The organism is Variovorax ureilyticus, from assembly GCF_037889935.1.
Taxonomy (GTDB): domain Bacteria; phylum Pseudomonadota; class Gammaproteobacteria; order Burkholderiales; family Burkholderiaceae_C; genus Variovorax; species Variovorax ureilyticus.
The window spans coordinates 1-18,451 of record NZ_JBBKZU010000026.1; the positions used below are offsets into that span (position 1 = coordinate 1).

The following is an 18,451-nucleotide window of genomic DNA, read 5'->3' on the forward strand; positions in this document are numbered from 1 at the left end:
GGGCGTGCTGCTGCGCGGCACGAAGCGCGAAGAAGTCGAGCGCGGCCAGGTGCTGTGCAAGCCCGGCTCGATCAAGCCGCACACGCACTTCACCGCCGAGGTGTATGTGCTCTCCAAGGACGAAGGTGGCCGTCACACGCCGTTCTTCAACAACTACCGCCCGCAGTTCTACTTCCGCACGACCGACGTGACCGGCTCGATCGAGCTGCCCAAGGACAAGGAAATGGTCATGCCCGGCGACAACGTGTCGATCACGGTCAAGCTGATCGCTCCGATCGCCATGGAAGAAGGTCTGCGCTTCGCGATCCGCGAAGGCGGCCGCACCGTGGGTTCGGGCGTCGTCGCCAAGATCCTCGACATCTGATCTAGGAATCGCGGAGGGGTATAGCTCAATTGGCAGAGCGTCGGTCTCCAAAACCGAAGGTTGTAGGTTCGATTCCTACTGCCCCTGCCACCTGAGGGTGGTCCCAGAAAGCCCGTCACGCCCTGACGGGCTTCGGCGTCTCAGAAGACGCATTGAAATGGAAGCCGAAAGGCTTCAGGAATAGTGCCCAAGATGGCTTCTTCTCAAATCGAAACCGTAAGCACCAGTGCTGACAAGGCCAAGTTGGCGACGGCGGCCGTCTTGGTCGTGGTTGCCCTTGCTGCGTTCTATCTGCTGACCCGTCAGGGTGCGGTGGTGCAGTGGGGAGCCTTGCTGGTCGGTCTTGCTGCCGCTGTCGGGGTGTTTGCGAGCTCTGAGAGTGGCCGTCAATTGTGGGCATTCGGCCGCGACTCTTGGCGTGAAGTCAAGAAGGTGGTCTGGCCGACCCGCAAAGAGGCGATCCAGATGACGGCGTATGTGTTTGCCTTCGTGGCGATCATGTCGATCTTCCTCTGGCTCACCGACAAGACGCTCGAATGGGTGTTTTTTGATCTCATTCTGGGCTGGAGAAAGTAAATGACTGACGATGCCATCGACGTTGCACCGGAGGGTGGGCATGTGCTGGCTCCGGCCGCCAACCCGGACTTCCGCTGGTATGTGGTGCACGCGTATTCCGGCATGGAAAAGGCCGTGGAGCGAAACATCACGGAGCGCATCACGCGCGCCGGAATGCAGGGCAAGTTTGGCCGAATCCTCGTTCCGACTGAAGAAGTGGTCGAGGTCAAGAACGGCCAGAAGCGGACGACCGAGCGTCGCTTCTTCCCGGGTTACGTCCTGGTCGAAATGATCATGGACGACGAGAGCTGGCACCTGGTGAAGCACACCAACAAGGTGACGGGGTTCGTTGGCGGCGCGAAGAATCGCCCTGCTCCGATCTCGCAGAAGGAAGTCGAGGACATCGTCAGCCAGATGCAGCAGGGCACCGAGAAGCCGCGCCACAAGGTCGAATTCGTCGTCGGCGAGTTCGTGCGCGTCAAGGAAGGCCCGTTCACCGACTTCAACGGCACAGTCGAGGAAGTCAACTACGAGAAGAACAAGGTTCGCGTGTCCGTCATGATTTTCGGACGTGCCACCCCGGTTGAACTGGAGTTCGCGCAGGTCGAGAAGACCTGAGCGGACCGGAACAAGGCCGGGCGCCCTGGCCTTGAACTTTTGTGATTCACGCTCCTCCGACTCGGCGTGAATCTGTTTTGAAAGAGTCGTCAACCCCGGGGAGCTGAGGCCGAGACGGCCAAGGCGTCAATACCCGCAAGGAGAAAAGCATGGCGAAAAAAATCGTCGGCTTCATCAAGCTGCAAGTGCCAGCTGGTAAGGCCAATCCGTCGCCGCCGATCGGTCCCGCTCTGGGCCAGCGCGGTCTGAACATCATGGAATTCTGCAAGGCGTTCAACGCGCAGACCCAAGGCGTCGAGCCGGGTCTGCCGCTGCCGGTGGTCATCACCGCGTTCGCCGACAAGAGCTTCACCTTCATCATCAAGACGCCGCCGGCGATCACGCTGATCAAGAAGGCGATCAAGCTCGAGAAGGGCTCCGCACGTCCGCACACCGACAAGGTCGGCAAGATCACGCGCGCACAGCTCGAAGAAATCGCCAAGACCAAGATGAAGGATCTGACCGCGGCCGATCTGGACGCCGCAGTCCGTACCATCGCCGGTTCGGCCCGCTCGATGGGCGTGAATGTGGAGGGCGTGTAAATGGCCAAGATCACCAAGAAGCAAAAAGCCCTCGCGGGCAAGGTCGACAGCAGCAAGCTCTATGCGCTGGCTGATGCGCTCGGCATCGTGAAGGAGGCCGCGACGGCGAAGTTCGACGAGTCGATCGACGTCGCGGTGCAACTCGGCATCGACGCCAAGAAGTCCGACCAGGTGGTGCGCGGCGCCGTCGTGATGCCGAACGGCACCGGCAAGACCAAGCGCGTTGCAGTGTTCGCCCAGGGCGCCAAGGCCGAGGAAGCCAAGGCCGCCGGCGCCGACATCGTCGGCATGGACGACCTCGCCGCGCAGGTGAAGGCGGGCGACATGCCCTTCGACGTCGTGATCGCTGCACCTGACGCCATGCGTGTCGTCGGTACGCTGGGTCAGATCCTCGGTCCGCGTGGCCTCATGCCGAACCCCAAGGTCGGTACCGTGACGCCCGACGTCGCAACGGCGGTCAAGAACGCCAAGGCGGGTCAGGTGCAGTTCCGCGTCGACAAGGCGGGGATCGTCCACGGCACCATCGGCCGTCGCTCGTTCGAGAACGACAAGCTGCAAGGCAACCTCGCCGCGCTGATCGAAGCGCTGGTCAAGGCCAAGCCGGCTTCGAGCAAGGGCGTGTACCTGCGCAAGGTCGCGGTGTCCTCGACGATGGGTGTGGGTGTCCGCGTGGACACGCAGACCATCGCCCAAGGCTGATGTGAATTTGCCTGGCGACCCTTCAAAAGGTCGTCGGGCGATGTGGTGGGTCGAAGCTGCTCGAAGCGGCTTCGGGCCATCCAAGACCGCTGGCGTACGGGAGTCCTCGTACTTAATCGCTTCACCCTGGTGTCGCGGCCAGCGCAGATGGCGATCCCGCTGCAAAGGAACTCGTTTCCCGAACAGTTGGTCGCTGCATGAAGCGCGCTCCGAGACTCCAGTCGAGGGGCGCATTGAAAAGGAGTAGACCTTGAGTCTGAATCGCAGTGAGAAAGAAGCGGTCATCAATGAAGTGACCAGCCTCGCCGCAAAAGCTCAAACGCTCGTGATGGCGGAATACCGTGGCATCACGGTTGCCGATATGACCAAACTGCGCACCGAAGCGCGCAGCAAGGGCGTGAGCCTCAGCGTGTTGAAGAACACGCTGGCCCGCCGTGCTGTCGCTGGCAGCGCGTTCGAGGTCGTCGGCGACCAGATGACCGGCCCGCTGATCTATGGCTTCTCCGAAGACGCCGTGGCTGCCGCGAAGGTGGTGGCCGATTTCGCGAAGACCAACGACAAGTTGGTGATTCGCGGCGGCGCATTCGGTGGCAAGGCCCTGGACGTCGACGGCGTGAAGCAATTGGCCAACATTCCTTCGAAGGAAGTGTTGCTGTCCCAGTTGCTGGGCTTGATGCAATCCCCGATCTCGCGCACGGCCCGTGTCCTGGCCGCGCTCGCCGAGAAGCGTGGTGGTGGCGACGCACAGGCGGAAGCTCCCGCCGCAGAAGCGCAGGCCGCCTGAGCCTTGCGTTTGAAAAATTCAACCCAATTGTTAGGAAACAAAAATGGCATTCGATAAAGACGCATTTCTGACCGCGCTCGACAGCATGACGGTCCTCGAACTCAACGACCTGGTGAAAGCCATCGAAGAGAAGTTCGGCGTGAGCGCCGCTGCGATGGCTGCTCCGGCTGCTGCCGGTGGCGCCGCCGCCCCTGCCGCTGAAGAGAAGACCGAGTTCAACGTCGTTCTGCTCGACGCAGGCGCGAACAAGGTGTCGGCGATCAAGGCCGTGCGCGAAATCACCGGCCTGGGCCTCAAGGAAGCCAAGGACCTCGTGGAAGCCGCTCCGAAGGCCGTCAAGGAAGCGCTGCCGAAGGCAGACGCCGAAGCCGCCAAGAAGAAGCTGGAAGACGCTGGCGCCAAGGTGGAACTGAAGTAATTCGGTCTCCCTGGAGGGCTGGAGTGTGCCGAAAGGCCCTCCAGCCTTTGCCGCTTTCAGAGCGCACTCAAAAGTCGCCTTCCCCCAGCGATTTTTGAGTGTCTTCTGACCCCGACTACAGAAGACCCCTTGGTTCGGGTGATGTGCAACGCATCACTGTCCGCCAACGGCTGGTAGTGGCCAGCCGCCAAGCAGCGGCGCGAAAGCGCGGCTGACAAGTCGCTGAAGATCTCAAGCACCGGAGCTCTCATGGCCCAAACGTCCACGTACAGTTACACCGAACGCAAGCGCATCCGAAAGAATTTCGGCAGCCGCGACAGCGTCGTCGAAATCCCCTACCTGCTGCAGATGCAAAAAGACGCGTACACCGCGTTCCTGCAAGCGGGTGTCGCGCCCCAGAAGCGGACCGTGGAAGGTCTGCAGGCCGCATTCCACGCAGCGTTCCCGATCGTCTCGCACAACGGTTTCGTCGAGATGAAGTTCCTCGAGTACAACCTGGCCAAGCCGGCCTTCGATGTGCGCGAGTGCCAGACCCGTGGCCTGACCTTCGCTTCGGCCGTTCGCGCCAAGGTGCAGCTGATCATCTATGACCGCGAGTCGTCGACGCCGCAGTCGAAGGTGGTCAAGGAAGTCAAGGAGCAGGAGGTCTACATGGGCGAAGTGCCGCTCATGACGGACAAGGGCTCGTTCATCATCAACGGTACCGAGCGCGTCATCGTGTCGCAGCTCCACCGTTCGCCGGGCGTGTTCTTCGAGCACGACAAGGGCAAGACGCACAGCTCGGGCAAGCTGTTGTTCTCGGCCCGCGTGATTCCCTACCGCGGCTCGTGGCTCGACTTCGAGTTCGACCCGAAGGACATGCTGTACTTCCGCGTCGACCGTCGCCGCAAGATGCCGGTCACGATCCTGCTGAAGGCGATCGGCCTGAACCCGGAATCGATCCTCGCGAACTTCTTCGTCAACGACAACTTCCGCCTCATGGACAGCGGCGCGCAGATGGAGTTCGTCTCCGAGCGCCTGCGTGGCGAAGTGGCGCGCTTCGACATCACCGACAAGTCGGGCAAGGTCGTGGTCGCCAAGGACAAGCGCGTCACGGCGCGCCACACGCGCGAGCTTGAGCAGTCGGGCACGACGCACATCAGCGTGCCGGAAGACTTCCTGATCGGCCGCGTGGTCGCTCGCAACATCGTCGATCCGGACTCGGGCGAAATCCTGGCCAAGGCCAACGACGAGCTGACCGAAACGCTGCTGAAGAAGCTGCGTTCGGCTGGCGTTCAAGAGCTCCAGTGCATCTACACGAACGAGCTCGACCAGGGTGCGTACATCTCGCAGACCCTGCGCATCGACGAAACCGTGGATGAATTCGCCGCACGCGTGGCCATCTACCGCATGATGCGCCCCGGCGAACCGCCGACGGAAGACGCGGTGCAGGCCCTGTTCCAGCGTCTGTTCTACAACCCCGACACCTACGACCTGTCGCGCGTCGGCCGCATGAAGTTCAACGCCAAGGTCGGCCGCGACGAATCGACCGGCCCGATGGTGCTGACCAACGAGGACATCCTGGCCGTGGTCAAGATCCTCGTCGACCTGCGCAACGGCCGCGGCGAAGTCGACGACATCGACCACCTCGGCAACCGCCGCGTGCGTTGCGTCGGCGAACTCGCAGAGAACCAGTACCGCACCGGTCTCGCACGGATCGAGAAGGCCGTGAAGGAGCGTCTGGGCCAGGCTGAGCAAGAGCCGCTGATGCCGCACGACCTGATCAACAGCAAGCCGATCTCGGCCGCGTTGAAGGAATTCTTCGGCGCCTCGCAGCTGTCGCAGTTCATGGACCAGACGAACCCGCTGTCCGAGATCACGCACAAGCGTCGCGTCTCGGCTCTTGGCCCGGGCGGTCTGACGCGCGAGCGTGCCGGCTTCGAAGTGCGCGACGTGCATGTCACGCACTACGGCCGCGTGTGCCCGATCGAAACGCCTGAAGGCCCGAACATCGGCCTGATCAACTCGCTGGCTCTGTATGCCCGTCTCAACGAATACGGCTTCATCGAGACGCCGTATCGCCGCGTGGTGGACAGCAAGGTCACGAACGAGATCGACTACCTGTCGGCCATCGAGGAAGGCAAGTACGTGATCGCGCAGGCCAACGCCGCGCTCGACAAGGAAGGCCGGCTGACCGGCGACCTCGTGTCTGCCCGTGAAACCGGCGAATCGATCCTGGTGAGCGCGGAGCGCGTCCAGTACATGGACGTGTCGCCCGCGCAGATCGTGTCGGTGGCCGCGTCGCTCGTTCCGTTCCTGGAGCACGACGACGCGAACCGCGCGCTGATGGGCGCCAACATGCAGCGTCAGGCGGTGCCGGTGCTGCGTCCCGAAAAGCCGTTCGTCGGCACCGGCATCGAGCGCGTTTCCGCGGTCGACTCGGGCACCGTCGTGACCGCGACCCGCGGTGGCGTTGTCGACTACGTCGACGCGACCCGCATCGTGGTGCGCGTGAACGACGCGGAAGCGGCCGCCGGTGAAGTCGGCGTGGACATCTACAACCTGATCAAGTATCAGCGTTCGAACCAGAACACGAACATCCACCAGCGTCCGATCGTCAAGCGCGGCGACAAGATCGCCAAGGGTGACGTCATCGCCGACGGCGCATCGACCGACCTGGGCGAGCTCGCGCTCGGCCAGAACATGCTGATCGGCTTCATGCCCTGGAACGGCTACAACTTCGAAGACTCGATCCTGATCAGCGAGCGCGTCGTTGCCGAGGACCGCTACACCTCGATCCACATCGAGGAACTGGTGGTGATGGCCCGCGACACCAAGCTGGGCGCGGAAGAAATTACGCGCGACATCCCGAACCTGGCCGAGCAGCAGCTCAACCGCCTGGACGAATCCGGGATCATCTACGTCGGCGCCGAAGTGCAGCCGGGCGACACGCTGGTGGGCAAGGTCACGCCGAAGGGCGAGACCACGCTGACGCCGGAAGAAAAGCTGCTGCGCGCCATCTTCGGCGAGAAGGCTTCGGACGTGAAGGACACTTCGCTGCGCGTCGACCAGGGCTCGCAAGGCACCGTGATCGACGTGCAGGTGTTCACCCGCGAAGGCATCACGCGCGACAAGCGCGCCCAGCAGATCATCGACGATGAACTCAAGCGCTTCCGCCTCGACCTGAACGACCAGCTTCGCATCGTCGAAGCCGACGCGTTCGACCGGATCGAGAAGCTGCTGACGGGCCGGGTCGCCAACGGCGGTCCGAACAAGCTGGCCAAGGGCACCAAGCTCGACAAGGCGTATCTCTCGTCGATCGAGAAGTTCCACTGGTTCGACATCCGCCCGGCGGAAGACGAGGTGGCCTTGCAGCTCGAGTCGATCAAGAACTCGCTGGAGCAGACCCGCCACAGCTTCGACCTCGCGTTCGAAGAAAAGCGCAAGAAGCTCACGCAGGGCGACGAGCTGCCCGCGGGCGTGCTCAAGATGGTCAAGGTCTACCTGGCCGTCAAGCGCCGCCTGCAGCCCGGCGACAAGATGGCCGGCCGTCACGGCAACAAGGGTGTGGTGTCGAAGATCGTTCCGGTCGAAGACATGCCGCACATGGCCGACGGCACGCCGTGCGACATCTGCCTGAACCCGCTGGGCGTGCCTTCGCGGATGAACGTGGGTCAGGTGCTGGAAGTGCATCTGGGCTGGGCCGCCAAGGGCGTCGGCCAGCGCATCGGCGACCTGTTGCAGGCCGAGGCCAAGGTGGCCGAGCTGCGCAAGTTCTTCGAGGACCTGTACAACGGATCGGGCCGCAAGGAAGAGCTCAGCGCGCTCTCCGATACCGATGTGATCGAGATGGCGCAGAACCTGTCGCAGGGCGTGCCTTTCGCGACGCCGGTGTTCGACGGTGCCTCGGAGGAGGAAATCCGGGGCATGCTGAAGCTCGCCTACCCGGATGACATCGCCCAGCTCAAGGGCCTGACCGAAACCCGCACGCAGGCCTACCTGTACGACGGCCGCACCGGCGAGCGTTTCGAGCGTCCGGTCACGGTCGGCTACATGCACTTCCTGAAGCTGCACCACCTGGTGGACGACAAGATGCACGCCCGCTCGACCGGCCCGTACTCGCTGGTCACGCAGCAGCCGCTCGGCGGCAAGGCGCAGTTCGGCGGCCAGCGTTTCGGGGAAATGGAAGTGTGGGCGCTCGAAGCCTACGGCGCTTCCTATGTCCTGCAGGAAATGCTGACCGTGAAGTCCGACGACGTGCAAGGCCGCACCAAGGTCTACGAAAGCATCGTCAAGGGCGAGCACTCGATCGAAGCCGGCATGCCGGAATCGTTCAACGTGCTGGTGAAGGAAATCCGTTCGCTGGGTCTCGACATCGAGCTCGAGCGTTCGTAATCGAAAAGGGGAAAGAGTCTTATGAAATCGCTACTCGACCTGTTCAAGCAGTTCACCCCGGATGAGCATTTCGATGCCATCAAGATCGGCATGGCTTCGCCCGAGAAGATCCGTTCGTGGTCTTTCGGCGAGGTGAAGAAGCCCGAGACCATCAACTACCGCACATTCAAGCCCGAGCGCGACGGTCTCTTCTGCGCCAAGATCTTCGGCCCGATCAAGGACTATGAGTGCCTGTGCGGCAAGTACAAGCGCCTCAAGCACCGCGGCGTGATCTGCGAGAAGTGCGGCGTCGAAGTCACGCAGACCAAGGTGCGCCGCGAGCGCATGGGTCACATCGACCTGGCCGCGCCCTGCGCGCACATCTGGTTCCTGAAGTCGCTGCCGTCGCGTCTGGGCCTCGTGCTCGACATGACGCTGCGCGACATCGAGCGCGTGCTGTACTTCGAAGCCTACGTGGTGACCGACCCCGGCATGACTCCGCTGAAGAAGTTCAGCATCATGTCCGAGGACGACTACGACGCGAAGCGCAAGGAATACGGCGATGAATTCATCGCCAAGATGGGCGCCGAAGGCATCAAGGACCTGCTGATGGGCATCGAACTCGACACCGAGATCGAGAAGCTCCGCGGTGACCTGACCGGCTCCGAAGTCAAGGTCAAGAAGAACTCCAAGCGCCTCAAGGTGCTGGAAGCCTTCCGCAAGTCGGGCATCAAGCCCGAGTGGATGGTGCTGGACGTGCTGCCCGTGCTGCCGCCGGACCTGCGTCCGCTGGTGCCGCTGGACGGCGGCCGCTTCGCGACCTCCGACCTGAACGACCTCTACAGACGTGTGATCAACCGCAACAGTCGTCTGCGTCGTCTGCTCGAACTGAAGGCGCCGGAAATCATCGCGCGCAACGAGAAGCGGATGCTCCAGGAAGCGGTCGATTCGCTGCTGGACAACGGCCGTCGCGGCAAGGCCATGACGGGCGCCAACAAGCGTGCGCTCAAGTCGCTGGCCGACATGATCAAGGGCAAGAGCGGCCGCTTCCGCCAGAACCTGCTGGGCAAGCGCGTCGACTACTCGGGCCGTTCGGTCATCGTGGTGGGCCCGACGCTCAAGCTGCACCAGTGCGGCCTGCCGAAGCTGATGGCGCTCGAGCTGTTCAAGCCCTTCATCTTCTCCCGCCTTGAAGCGATGGGCATCGCGACCACCATCAAGGCGGCGAAGAAGGAAGTCGAATCCGGCACGCCGGTGGTGTGGGACATCCTTGAAGAAGTGATCAAGGAACACCCGGTGATGCTGAACCGCGCACCGACGCTGCACCGACTGGGCATCCAGGCCTTCGAGCCGATCCTGATCGAAGGCAAGGCGATCCAGCTGCACCCGCTGGTCTGCGCGGCGTTCAATGCCGACTTCGATGGTGACCAGATGGCCGTCCACGTGCCGCTGTCGGTCGAAGCGCAGATGGAAGCCCGCACGCTGATGCTGGCTTCCAACAACGTGCTGTTCCCGGCCAACGGCGAACCGTCGATCGTGCCGTCGCAGGACGTGGTGCTGGGTCTGTACTACACGACCCGCGATCGCGTGAACGGCAAGGGCGAAGGCCTGGTGTTCTCCGACATCGGCGAAGTGCAGCGCGCACTCGACGCCGGCGTGGTCGAGCTCACCGCCAAGATCGCGGTGCGCATCACCGAGTACACGAAGAACAAGGAAACGGGCGAGTTCACGCCCTCGACCTCGCTCGTCGATACGACCGTGGGCCGCGCGCTGCTGTCCGAGATCCTGCCGAAGGGCCTGGCTTTCTCGAACATCAACAAGGCGCTGAAGAAGAAGGAAATCTCCAAGCTCATCAACGCTTCGTTCCGCAAGTGCGGTCTGAAGGAGACGGTGGTCTTCGCCGACAAACTGCTGCAGAACGGTTTCCGCCTCGCGACCAAGGCCGGCATCTCGATCGCGATCGACGACATGCTCGTGCCTTCGGAGAAGCACGGCATCATCGACCGCTCGGCCAAGGAAGTGAAGGAGATCGAGCAGCAGTACGTCTCCGGTCTCGTGACCGCCGGCGAGCGCTACAACAAGGTGGTCGACATCTGGGGCAAGGCCGGCGACGAAGTGTCGAAGGTCATGATGGCCAAGCTGTCGAAGGAAAAGGTCGTGGACCGCAACGGCAAGGAAGTGGAGCAGGAGTCGTTCAACTCCATCTACATGATGGCCGACTCGGGCGCCCGCGGTTCCGCCGCCCAGATCCGTCAGGTGGCCGGCATGCGGGGCCTGATGGCCAAGCCGGACGGCTCGATCATCGAGACGCCGATCACCGCGAACTTCCGCGAAGGCCTGAACGTGTTGGAGTACTTCATCTCCACCCACGGTGCCCGTAAGGGTCTGGCCGACACCGCGCTGAAGACCGCGAACTCGGGTTACCTGACCCGCCGTCTGGTCGACGTGACGCAGGATCTGGTCGTGATCGAACAGGACTGCGGCACGCAGGACGGCGCCGTGATGCGCGCGATCGTCGAAGGCGGTGAAGTGATCGAGTCGCTGCGCGAACGTATCCTGGGCCGCACGGCTGCGGAAGACGTGCTGCACCCGGAAACGCGTGCGGTGCTCGCGAAGGCCGGCGACATGCTGGACGAAGACACGATCGAGGCCCTCGAAGCCGAAGGCGTCGACGAGGTCAAGGTCCGCACCGCGCTGACCTGCGCGACCCGCTTCGGTCTCTGCGCCAAGTGCTACGGCCGCGACCTGGGCCGCGGCGGTCTCGTCAACAACGGCGAAGCGGTCGGCGTGATCGCGGCGCAGTCGATCGGCGAGCCGGGCACGCAGCTGACGATGCGTACCTTCCACATCGGTGGTGCGGCATCGCGTGCAGCCGTCGCTTCGAGCGTCGAAGCCAAGTCCAACGGCGTGATCGGCTTCAACGCCACGATGCGCTACGTGACCAACAGCAAGAACGAGCTGGTGGTGATTGCACGCTCGGGCGAGATCGTCATTCATGACGAGCACGGCCGCGAGCGCGAGCGCCACAAGGTGCCTTATGGCGCCACGCTGACGGTGAAGGCCGACCAGCAGATCAAGGCGGGCCACGTGCTGGCCAACTGGGATCCGCTGACGCGCCCGATCATCACGGAATTCGCCGGCAAGACGAAGTTCGAGAACGTCGAGGAAGGCCTCACGGTCGCCAAGCAGGTGGACGAAGTCACGGGCCTGTCGACCCTGGTCGTGATCGATCCGAAGCGCCGCGGCGCAGCCAAGGTCGTGCGTCCGCAGGTGAAGCTGATCGACGCCTCGGGCGCCGAGGTGAAGATCCCCGGCACCGACCACTCGGTGACGATCGGCTTCCCGATCGGCGCGCTGGTCCAGGTGCGCGACGGCCAGGACGTGGGCCCCGGCGAAGTGCTGGCGCGGATTCCGGTCGAAGGCCAGAAGACCCGCGACATCACCGGCGGTCTGCCGCGCGTGGCCGAGCTGTTCGAAGCCCGTTCGCCGAAGGACAAGGGCATGCTGGCCGAGATGACCGGCACCGTGTCGTTCGGCAAGGAAACGAAGGGCAAGGTCCGCCTGCAGATCACCGATCCGGAAGGCAAGGTCTGGGAAGAACTCGTGCCGAAGGAAAAGAACATCCTGGTGCACGAAGGCCAGGTGGTGAACAAGGGCGAGTCGATCGTCGACGGCCCGGCCGATCCGCAGGACATCCTGCGCCTGCTGGGGTCCGAAGAACTGGCGCGCTATATCGTGGACGAAGTGCAGGACGTGTACCGACTGCAGGGTGTGAAGATCAACGACAAGCACATCGAGGTGATCGTTCGCCAGATGCTGCGCCGCGTCGTGGTCGAGAACCCGGGCGACACCAGCTACATCGCCGGTGAACAGGTCGAACGCAGCGAGATGCTCAACACCAACGACGCCCTGCGCGCCGCTGACAAGATCCCCGCGACGTACACCAACCTGCTGCTGGGTATCACGAAGGCCTCGCTCTCGACCGACAGCTTCATCAGCGCCGCATCGTTCCAGGAAACGACGCGCGTGCTGACCGAGGCCGCGATCATGGGCAAGCGCGACGAACTGCGCGGCCTGAAAGAAAACGTCATCGTCGGCCGCCTGATTCCTGCAGGCACCGGCATGGCGTACCACCAGGCGCGCAAGGCGAAGGACGCCATGGACGAGGCCGAGCGCCGCGCCATCGCCGAAGCCGAAGCGGCAGAGCTGTCCGGCTCCACCGCGGCCGACGATGCCACGGTGACGGTCGACGCCGGCGAAGGTGCTGCAACCGAATAAGCGGTAGTAGCATCGCCGGTCATGACCGGTCCCCAACTGCCCCCTTTCCGCCCGCGGATCGGGGGCTTTTTATTGGGCGCGCACTAGATGCCGGACATGCCTGAATCCTTGCCATACTGGATTGCCGGTGCGATCGCGCTGTTCTGGTTCGTGGGCGCCTACAACCGGCTGATGCGCCTGCGTTCGGCCGCGCTGCAGTCGTATGCGGTGCTCGATGCGGCGCTGGTCCGGCAACTCGACTTCGTGCTCGCCCGCGTGGCCGAGGAGGAGCCGTCCACCACGCCGCTCGAATCGCCCAGCGCTTCGGCGCGGGCTGCGGCCAACCAGCTCTCGACGCTGCTCGCGACCACGCGCCTTCGGCCATTGAACCCGGCGGGCATGGCCGCGATGAGCACGGCGATGCACGTCATGCTCGCGGCCTGGCAGAGCCTCCATCCCGATGCGGTGGTCAGCTTCGACGCCGACGGAACCCTGTCGCGGCCGGCGTCGCTCGAGGGTCACGTGGAAGGCGCGGACGTCTCGACACCCATCGCTTGGCCGGAACCGTCCGCGGCCGCCGAGATGGCCCGAGGGCAATTCAATCTCGCCGTGGCCCAGTACAACGCCGCGATCGCCGACTTCCCGGCGGTGCTGGTGGCGTGGATCATGCAGATCAAGGCAGCCGCCCCGCTGCGCTGAGCCCAGTGTTGCGTGCCTGACGCATCACCCAATTACCATCGACCCGATTTGCCAGACCTTTCCCATCCCAATTCTGTTTCGCCGCCCCTGTGGCGCCAGCTGCACCTGACCGCCGCCGCGCTGGCTTCGGTCCGCACGGGGGTTTCGGGCGCCGTCGCATTCGAGGCGGTGGAGCCTTCGCTGCGCCCGGGCGTCCAGGCCCTGGGCTTCCAGGCGCTGCGCTGGCTCGGACGCGCCGAGGCGCTGCGCCGGCAACTCGCCAAGCGCACGCCGCCGCCCGCGGCGGACGCGCTGCTTTGCACCGCACTCGCGCTGGCGTGGGACGCGGGGCGCTCGCCCTACGAACCGTTCACCCTGGTCGACCAGACCGTCGAAGCGGCCAAGCGCAATCCGGAGACCCGCGCGCAGGCGAGCTTCATCAATGCGTGCCTGCGGCGCTTCCTCCGGGATCGAGAAGAGCTGATCTCGAGCACGGATCGCGAGCCGGTCGCGCAGTGGAACCATCCGCGCTGGTGGATCGAGCGCGTGAAGCGCGACCACCCGCGCGAATGGCAGCGTGTGCTCACTGCCGACAATTCGCAGGCACCCATGACCCTTCGCGTCAATCTCCGCAAAGGCAGTGTCGCCGGCTACCTCCGCAAGTTGAACGACGCTGGCCTGCAAGGCTTTCCCGTCGGCGAAAGCGGCATCCAGCTGGCACGTGCGCGGCCGGTGCAGCAACTCCCTGGCTTTGCCGAGGGTGAGTGCTCGGTGCAGGACGCCGCCGCCCAGATCGCCGCGCCGCTTCTGATGACCGGTTTTCGCAGTGGTGGCGCGCCGCTTCGTGTGCTGGACGCCTGCGCCGCACCGGGCGGGAAGACGGCGCACCTCCTCGAATCGGCCGCCATTGGTGACATCGAAGTCACCGCCCTCGAAGTCGATGCGGCGCGCAGCCGGCGCATCGATGAAACGCTCTCGCGGCTCGGCCTGCGCGCCAAGGTGGTGGTCGCCGACGCTTCCCGACCCGCCGAGTGGTGGGACGGCGTGCCCTTCGACGCCATCCTGCTCGACGCCCCGTGCACGGCCTCCGGAATCGTCCGGCGCCATCCGGACGTGCGATGGCTGCGACGCGAGAGCGATATCGAGCAATTGGCCCTGGAGCAAGCCATGCTGCTGCAGGCGCTCTGGCCTCTGGTCCGACCGGGCGGCCGCCTCCTGTATTGCACCTGCTCGGTGTTCAGGGAAGAGGGTTCGCACCAAATCGAGGCGTTCTTTGCACGCAACAAAGACGGTCGTTTACTGCCTTCGCCGGGGCATTTGCTGCCTCGAATCGGGGTAAACGCGCGTGGGCTCCCGGACAATCCGTTGGGTGATCACGACGGTTTCTTCTTCGCCCTGCTGGAAAAGCAGAAGGGTTGACCGATGCTTCGCGGCCCGGCTGGCCGTGCTGCTGATGGTCGCCTGCTGTCTTGCATGGTTTCCGGGCGCCGCAAAGGCCGACCCGCACGGCGCATCCGTCACCCAGATGCGGCTCGAGCAGGCGGACGATGGGATCTACCTCACCGCCCAGGTCCAGTTCGAACTGCCGACGCTGGTCGAGGAGGTGCTGGAAAAGGGCATCGCGATCTATTTCGTCGCCGAGGCCGAGGTCTACCGCGAACGCTGGTATTGGACTGACCTTAAAGTCGCACAAGCCGCGCGGCACATGCGACTCGCCTATCAGCCGCTCAGCCGGCGGTGGCGTCTGAACGTGTCGCCCGTGCCCATCACCAATGCCGGGTTCGGCGTTTCGCTGAACCAGAACTTCGACACCCTCGCCGACGCCCTGGATGGGGTGCGGCGGGTCGGCCGGATGCGTCTGGGCGATCTGTCCGAGATCGGCGACGCGCAGGATCACCCGGTGACGTTCCGCTTCCGCCTCGACACCTCGCAGCTGCCGCGGCCGTTCCAGTTCCAGATCGGTGGCCTCGGCGGCCAGCCTGACTGGAACATCGCCATCGAGAAAAGCGCCCGTCTGCCGCTGGAGAAAGCGAAGTGAGCATCGCATCGCGCGGCGGCTCCAAGTCGCCGGCGGCGCGGCGTTCGCGCGCGGTTCGCTGGGCTGTCGGCGTCGGTGCGGCGATGGTCACCGCCATCGGCCTCGTGCTGATGTTCCTGCTGGCGCAGGCGACCAACAATCGAGCGTTCTACGAGCGCAACTACGAGCGGCTGCTCGGTATCAACGTGGTCGTGGCGGTGGTGCTCGTCCTCGTGATCGGATGGGTCGCCTACCGGCTGCTGAGCCGGCTGCGCCAGGGGAAGTTCGGCAGCCGCCTGCTGGTCAAGCTTGCAGCCATCTTTGCGCTGGTGGGCGTGGTACCGGGCATGCTGGTGTATGTGGTGTCCTATCAGTTCGTGGCGCGGTCCATCGAAAGCTGGTTCGACGTCAAGGTGGAAGGCGCGCTCGATGCGGGTCTGAACCTCGGGCGGGCCACGCTGGACTCGCTGTCCGAAGACCTCATGAACAAGACGAAGGCGTCCGGTACGCAACTGGCCAACGTGTCGGATGCGGGCGCCGGCCTGGTGCTGGAGCGGATCCGCGACCAGTTGGGGGCCACCGATGTCGTGCTGTGGTCGAGCAGCGGCCAGCTCATCGCCGGTGCCGGCACCTCGCGCTTCCAGCTCAGCCCCGAGCGGCCAACCTCGCAGCAACTGCGGCAGGTGCGCGCCGACAGGGCCATCGCGCACATCGAGGGCCTCGACGAGATCCCCGCTCCAGGCGGCGCCGCGCCGCCACCCGCGAGTGTCCGCGCGATCGCGCTCGTGCAGCGGCAGGGTTTCGAGTTCAACACGGAGCCCCGCTTCCTGCAGGTGACGCAACCCCTGCCACCTGCCGTGGTCGCCAACGCGCTGGCGGTGCAGGAGGCCAACCGCGAATACCAGGAACGAGCGCTCGCCCGCGAGGGCTTGCGCAGGATGTACATCGGCACGCTCACGCTGACGCTTTTCCTGGCTGTGTTCGGCGCGGTGCTCCTGGCCGTGCTTTTCGGCAACCAGCTTGCGCGACCCCTCCTGGTGCTGGCCGACGGCGTGCGCCAGGTGGCCGGCGGCGACCTGCGGCCGACCGCCGTGCTGCAAGGCAAGGACGAACTCGGTGGCCTCACCCGTTCGTTCGCCGTCATGACCCAGCAACTCGCCGAGGCCCGCGGCGCGGTCGAAAAGACCATGGGCGAGCTGGATGCCGCGCGGTCCAACCTGCAGACCATCCTCGACAACCTGACCTCCGGCGTGATCGTGCTCCACGCGGACGGCGTCATCGCCTCGACCAACCCGGGCGCCACGCGCGTTCTGCGCGCGCCGCTGGCGGCGTACGAAGGCCAGCGCCTGTCCGACGTGCCCGGTCTTGCGGACTTCGCGCAAAGCGTGCAGCAGCAGTTCGACGACTTCGAGGTGGAGCGCCTGCAACACGGCCTCGACCATTGGCAGCATGCGTTCGAACTGCACGCCTCCGGCGACGCGATGGTGGAAGACACGATCAACATCGTCGCCCGCGGCGCCGAGCTTCCCGGGGCGACCCGGCTGCTGGTGTTCGACGACATTTCCGAAATCGTCTCTGCGCAGCGCGCGCAGGCCTGGGGCGAAGTCGCGCGACGGCTCGCGCACGAGATCAAGAATCCGCTGACCCCGATCCAGCTCTCGGCCGAGCGGCTCGAGATGAAGCTGTCCGGCAAGGTTGCCGCGCCCGAGCAAACCGTACTGACCAAGTCCGTCAAGACCATCGTCGACCAGGTCGATGCCATGAAGCGTCTCGTCAACGAGTTCCGCGACTACGCGCGGCTGCCGGCGGCCGACCTGAAGGCTGTCGATATCAATGCGCTGGTGACCGACATCCTCCATCTCTACCCGGCGGAGAACGCTTCGGTCGCCCTGCGACCGGAACTTGACGAGCGCTGCCCCACGATCCGTGCCGACGCTCAGCAGATTCGGCAAGTCATTCACAACCTCCTGCAGAACGCCCAGGATGCGGCCGAGGCCAATGCCGGCCGGACAGGCCATGCCGGCGAGGTCGTCATCCGCACCCGGCTCGCGGAATCCGGCCAGCGCGTGCGCCTGACGGTGCAGGACAGCGGCGCCGGCTTCGCGGAACACATCCTCAAGCGCGCGTTCGAGCCTTACGTCACGACCAAGGCGAAGGGCACCGGCTTGGGACTCGCGGTCGTCAAGAAGATCGCCGACGAACACGGCGCGCGCATCGAACTTTCGAACCGTGTCGTCGATGGGGCTGTGGTTGGTGCACAAGTCTCGTTATCATTTGCGCTTTCAGGGGGGCCGCAGGGAGCGGTTACTCACACAGAAGATTCCAAGTCATCCGCGACCTGAGCACACGGCAGGCGAGCCATTGCTTCAATCTTCGGGCACATCACCAAACTAGATAAACATCGGCGCACACCTCAAAGACATGGCAAACATCCTCGTGGTCGATGACGAGCTGGGCATCCGAGACCTGCTCTTTGAAATTCTCAACGACGAAGGTCACAACGTCGAACTCGCCGAGAACGCTGCCGAAGCCAGAGCCGCGCGACAGCGGGCCCGTCCCGATCTCGTGCTGCTCGACATCTGGATGCCCGATACCGATGGCGTGACGCTGTTGAAGGAATGGTCGGCGGCAGGCCTGTTGAGCATGCCCGTGGTGATGATGAGCGGCCATGCCACCATCGACACGGCAGTCGATGCCACGCGCATCGGCGCATTCGCGTTCCTCGAAAAGCCGATCACGCTGCAGAAGCTCCTGAAAGCGGTCGAGCAGGGCTTGGCGCGCGAAAGCGCGCGCCGCGCCGCCGCCAGCGTGGTGCCGCCAGCGAACAGTTTCTCCGCGGTGGTCACGACCGTGGGTGAAAGCGCCCTGGTGCCGACTGCGCCGCAGGCCGCCGCTGTGGAGACCGGTCCGCAATCCACCCAAAGCTTCGATCTCGATCGTCCGCTGCGCGATGCGCGAGACGGCTTCGAGAAAGCCTACTTCGAGTTCCATCTCGCGATGGAGAACGGCTCCATGACGCGCGTCGCCGAAAAGACGGGGCTCGAACGCACCCACCTTTACAGAAAACTGAAGCAACTTGGCGTCGACCTTTCGAGAGGGCGCAGAAGCACTGTATAATCGAGGGCTT

At 64.3% G+C, this 18,451-nt stretch carries 14 protein-coding genes and 1 tRNA gene; all 15 read left to right on the forward strand.

Going from position 1 to position 18,451, the window contains the following annotated elements; all coding sequences use genetic code 11:
• The coding region (locus WKW77_RS32905; protein ID WP_479694174.1) for an EF-Tu C-terminal domain-related protein at positions 1 to 364 on the forward strand (364 nt) is incomplete at its 5' end.
• Positions 365 to 378: 14 nt separating this feature from the next.
• A tRNA-Trp gene (locus tag WKW77_RS32910) sits at positions 379 to 454 on the forward strand.
• Between the two features lie 102 nt (positions 455 to 556).
• Positions 557 to 940 (forward strand): preprotein translocase subunit SecE, encoded by a 384-nt coding sequence (secE, locus tag WKW77_RS32915; protein ID WP_340361099.1) that lies wholly within the window; start codon positions 557 to 559, stop codon positions 938 to 940.
• Positions 941 to 1,537 carry a transcription termination/antitermination protein NusG gene (gene nusG, locus WKW77_RS32920; protein WP_340361100.1) on the forward strand — a complete coding sequence of 199 codons (597 nt, stop codon included), beginning with the start codon at positions 941 to 943 and terminating at the stop codon, positions 1,535 to 1,537.
• A gap of 149 nt (positions 1,538 to 1,686) precedes the next feature.
• The gene (rplK, locus tag WKW77_RS32925; RefSeq protein WP_028252759.1) at positions 1,687 to 2,118 is read left to right on the forward strand and encodes a 50S ribosomal protein L11; all 432 of its coding nucleotides are present in this window, start codon (positions 1,687 to 1,689) and stop codon (positions 2,116 to 2,118) included.
• Positions 2,119 to 2,817, forward strand: a complete 699-nt coding sequence (rplA, locus tag WKW77_RS32930; RefSeq protein ID WP_340361101.1) for a 50S ribosomal protein L1 — start codon at positions 2,119 to 2,121, stop codon at positions 2,815 to 2,817.
• A 250-nt stretch (positions 2,818 to 3,067) separates the two neighbouring features.
• The gene (gene rplJ, locus WKW77_RS32935; RefSeq protein ID WP_340361102.1) at positions 3,068 to 3,601 is read left to right on the forward strand and encodes a 50S ribosomal protein L10; all 534 of its coding nucleotides are present in this window, start codon (positions 3,068 to 3,070) and stop codon (positions 3,599 to 3,601) included.
• A gap of 43 nt (positions 3,602 to 3,644) precedes the next feature.
• A complete protein-coding gene (rplL, locus tag WKW77_RS32940) occupies positions 3,645 to 4,019 on the forward strand; it encodes a 50S ribosomal protein L7/L12 (RefSeq protein ID WP_340361103.1) in 375 nt (124 codons plus the stop codon).
• 249 nt (positions 4,020 to 4,268) lie between these two features.
• Positions 4,269 to 8,393: a DNA-directed RNA polymerase subunit beta gene (gene rpoB / locus WKW77_RS32945; RefSeq protein ID WP_340361104.1), complete on the forward strand. Its 4,125-nt coding sequence runs from the start codon at positions 4,269 to 4,271 to the stop codon at positions 8,391 to 8,393.
• 21 nt (positions 8,394 to 8,414) lie between these two features.
• The gene (gene rpoC / locus WKW77_RS32950) at positions 8,415 to 12,650 is read left to right on the forward strand and encodes a DNA-directed RNA polymerase subunit beta' (protein WP_340361105.1); all 4,236 of its coding nucleotides are present in this window, start codon (positions 8,415 to 8,417) and stop codon (positions 12,648 to 12,650) included.
• Between the two features lie 96 nt (positions 12,651 to 12,746).
• Positions 12,747 to 13,328, forward strand: a complete 582-nt coding sequence (locus tag WKW77_RS32955; RefSeq protein ID WP_340361106.1) for a LemA family protein — start codon at positions 12,747 to 12,749, stop codon at positions 13,326 to 13,328.
• Positions 13,329 to 13,376: 48 nt separating this feature from the next.
• Positions 13,377 to 14,726, forward strand: coding sequence for a 16S rRNA (cytosine(967)-C(5))-methyltransferase RsmB (rsmB, locus tag WKW77_RS32960; RefSeq protein ID WP_340361107.1), 1,350 nt, complete (start codon positions 13,377 to 13,379; stop codon positions 14,724 to 14,726).
• A gap of 34 nt (positions 14,727 to 14,760) precedes the next feature.
• Complete coding sequence (locus WKW77_RS32965; protein ID WP_340361140.1) at positions 14,761 to 15,345, forward strand: DUF4390 domain-containing protein; 585 nt, start codon at positions 14,761 to 14,763, stop codon at positions 15,343 to 15,345.
• Between the two features lie 83 nt (positions 15,346 to 15,428).
• A complete protein-coding gene (locus WKW77_RS32970; protein ID WP_422823312.1) occupies positions 15,429 to 17,666 on the forward strand; it encodes a sensor histidine kinase in 2,238 nt (745 codons plus the stop codon).
• Between the two features lie 79 nt (positions 17,667 to 17,745).
• Positions 17,746 to 18,441, forward strand: a complete 696-nt coding sequence (locus WKW77_RS32975; protein WP_340361109.1) for a response regulator — start codon at positions 17,746 to 17,748, stop codon at positions 18,439 to 18,441.
• The last annotated feature ends 10 nt before the right edge of the window (positions 18,442 to 18,451 follow it).

Excerpts from the sequence above, each read along its gene's own strand:
- secE (WP_340361099.1), top strand. The coding sequence starts at position 557 with ATGGCTTCTTCTCAAATCGAAACCGTAAGCACCAGTGCTGACAAGGCC.
- nusG (WP_340361100.1), top strand. The coding sequence starts at position 941 with ATGACTGACGATGCCATCGACGTTGCACCGGAGGGTGGGCATGTGCTG.
- rplK (WP_028252759.1), top strand. The coding sequence starts at position 1,687 with ATGGCGAAAAAAATCGTCGGCTTCATCAAGCTGCAAGTGCCAGCTGGT.
- rplA (WP_340361101.1), top strand. The coding sequence starts at position 2,119 with ATGGCCAAGATCACCAAGAAGCAAAAAGCCCTCGCGGGCAAGGTCGAC.
- rplL (WP_340361103.1), top strand. The coding sequence starts at position 3,645 with ATGGCATTCGATAAAGACGCATTTCTGACCGCGCTCGACAGCATGACG.
- rpoB (WP_340361104.1), top strand. The coding sequence starts at position 4,269 with ATGGCCCAAACGTCCACGTACAGTTACACCGAACGCAAGCGCATCCGA.
- rpoC (WP_340361105.1), top strand. The coding sequence starts at position 8,415 with ATGAAATCGCTACTCGACCTGTTCAAGCAGTTCACCCCGGATGAGCAT.
- WKW77_RS32955 (WP_340361106.1), top strand. The coding sequence starts at position 12,747 with ATGCCTGAATCCTTGCCATACTGGATTGCCGGTGCGATCGCGCTGTTC.
- WKW77_RS32965 (WP_340361140.1), top strand. The coding sequence starts at position 14,761 with ATGGTCGCCTGCTGTCTTGCATGGTTTCCGGGCGCCGCAAAGGCCGAC.
- WKW77_RS32970 (WP_422823312.1), top strand. The coding sequence starts at position 15,429 with ATGGTCACCGCCATCGGCCTCGTGCTGATGTTCCTGCTGGCGCAGGCG.
- WKW77_RS32975 (WP_340361109.1), top strand. The coding sequence starts at position 17,746 with ATGGCAAACATCCTCGTGGTCGATGACGAGCTGGGCATCCGAGACCTG.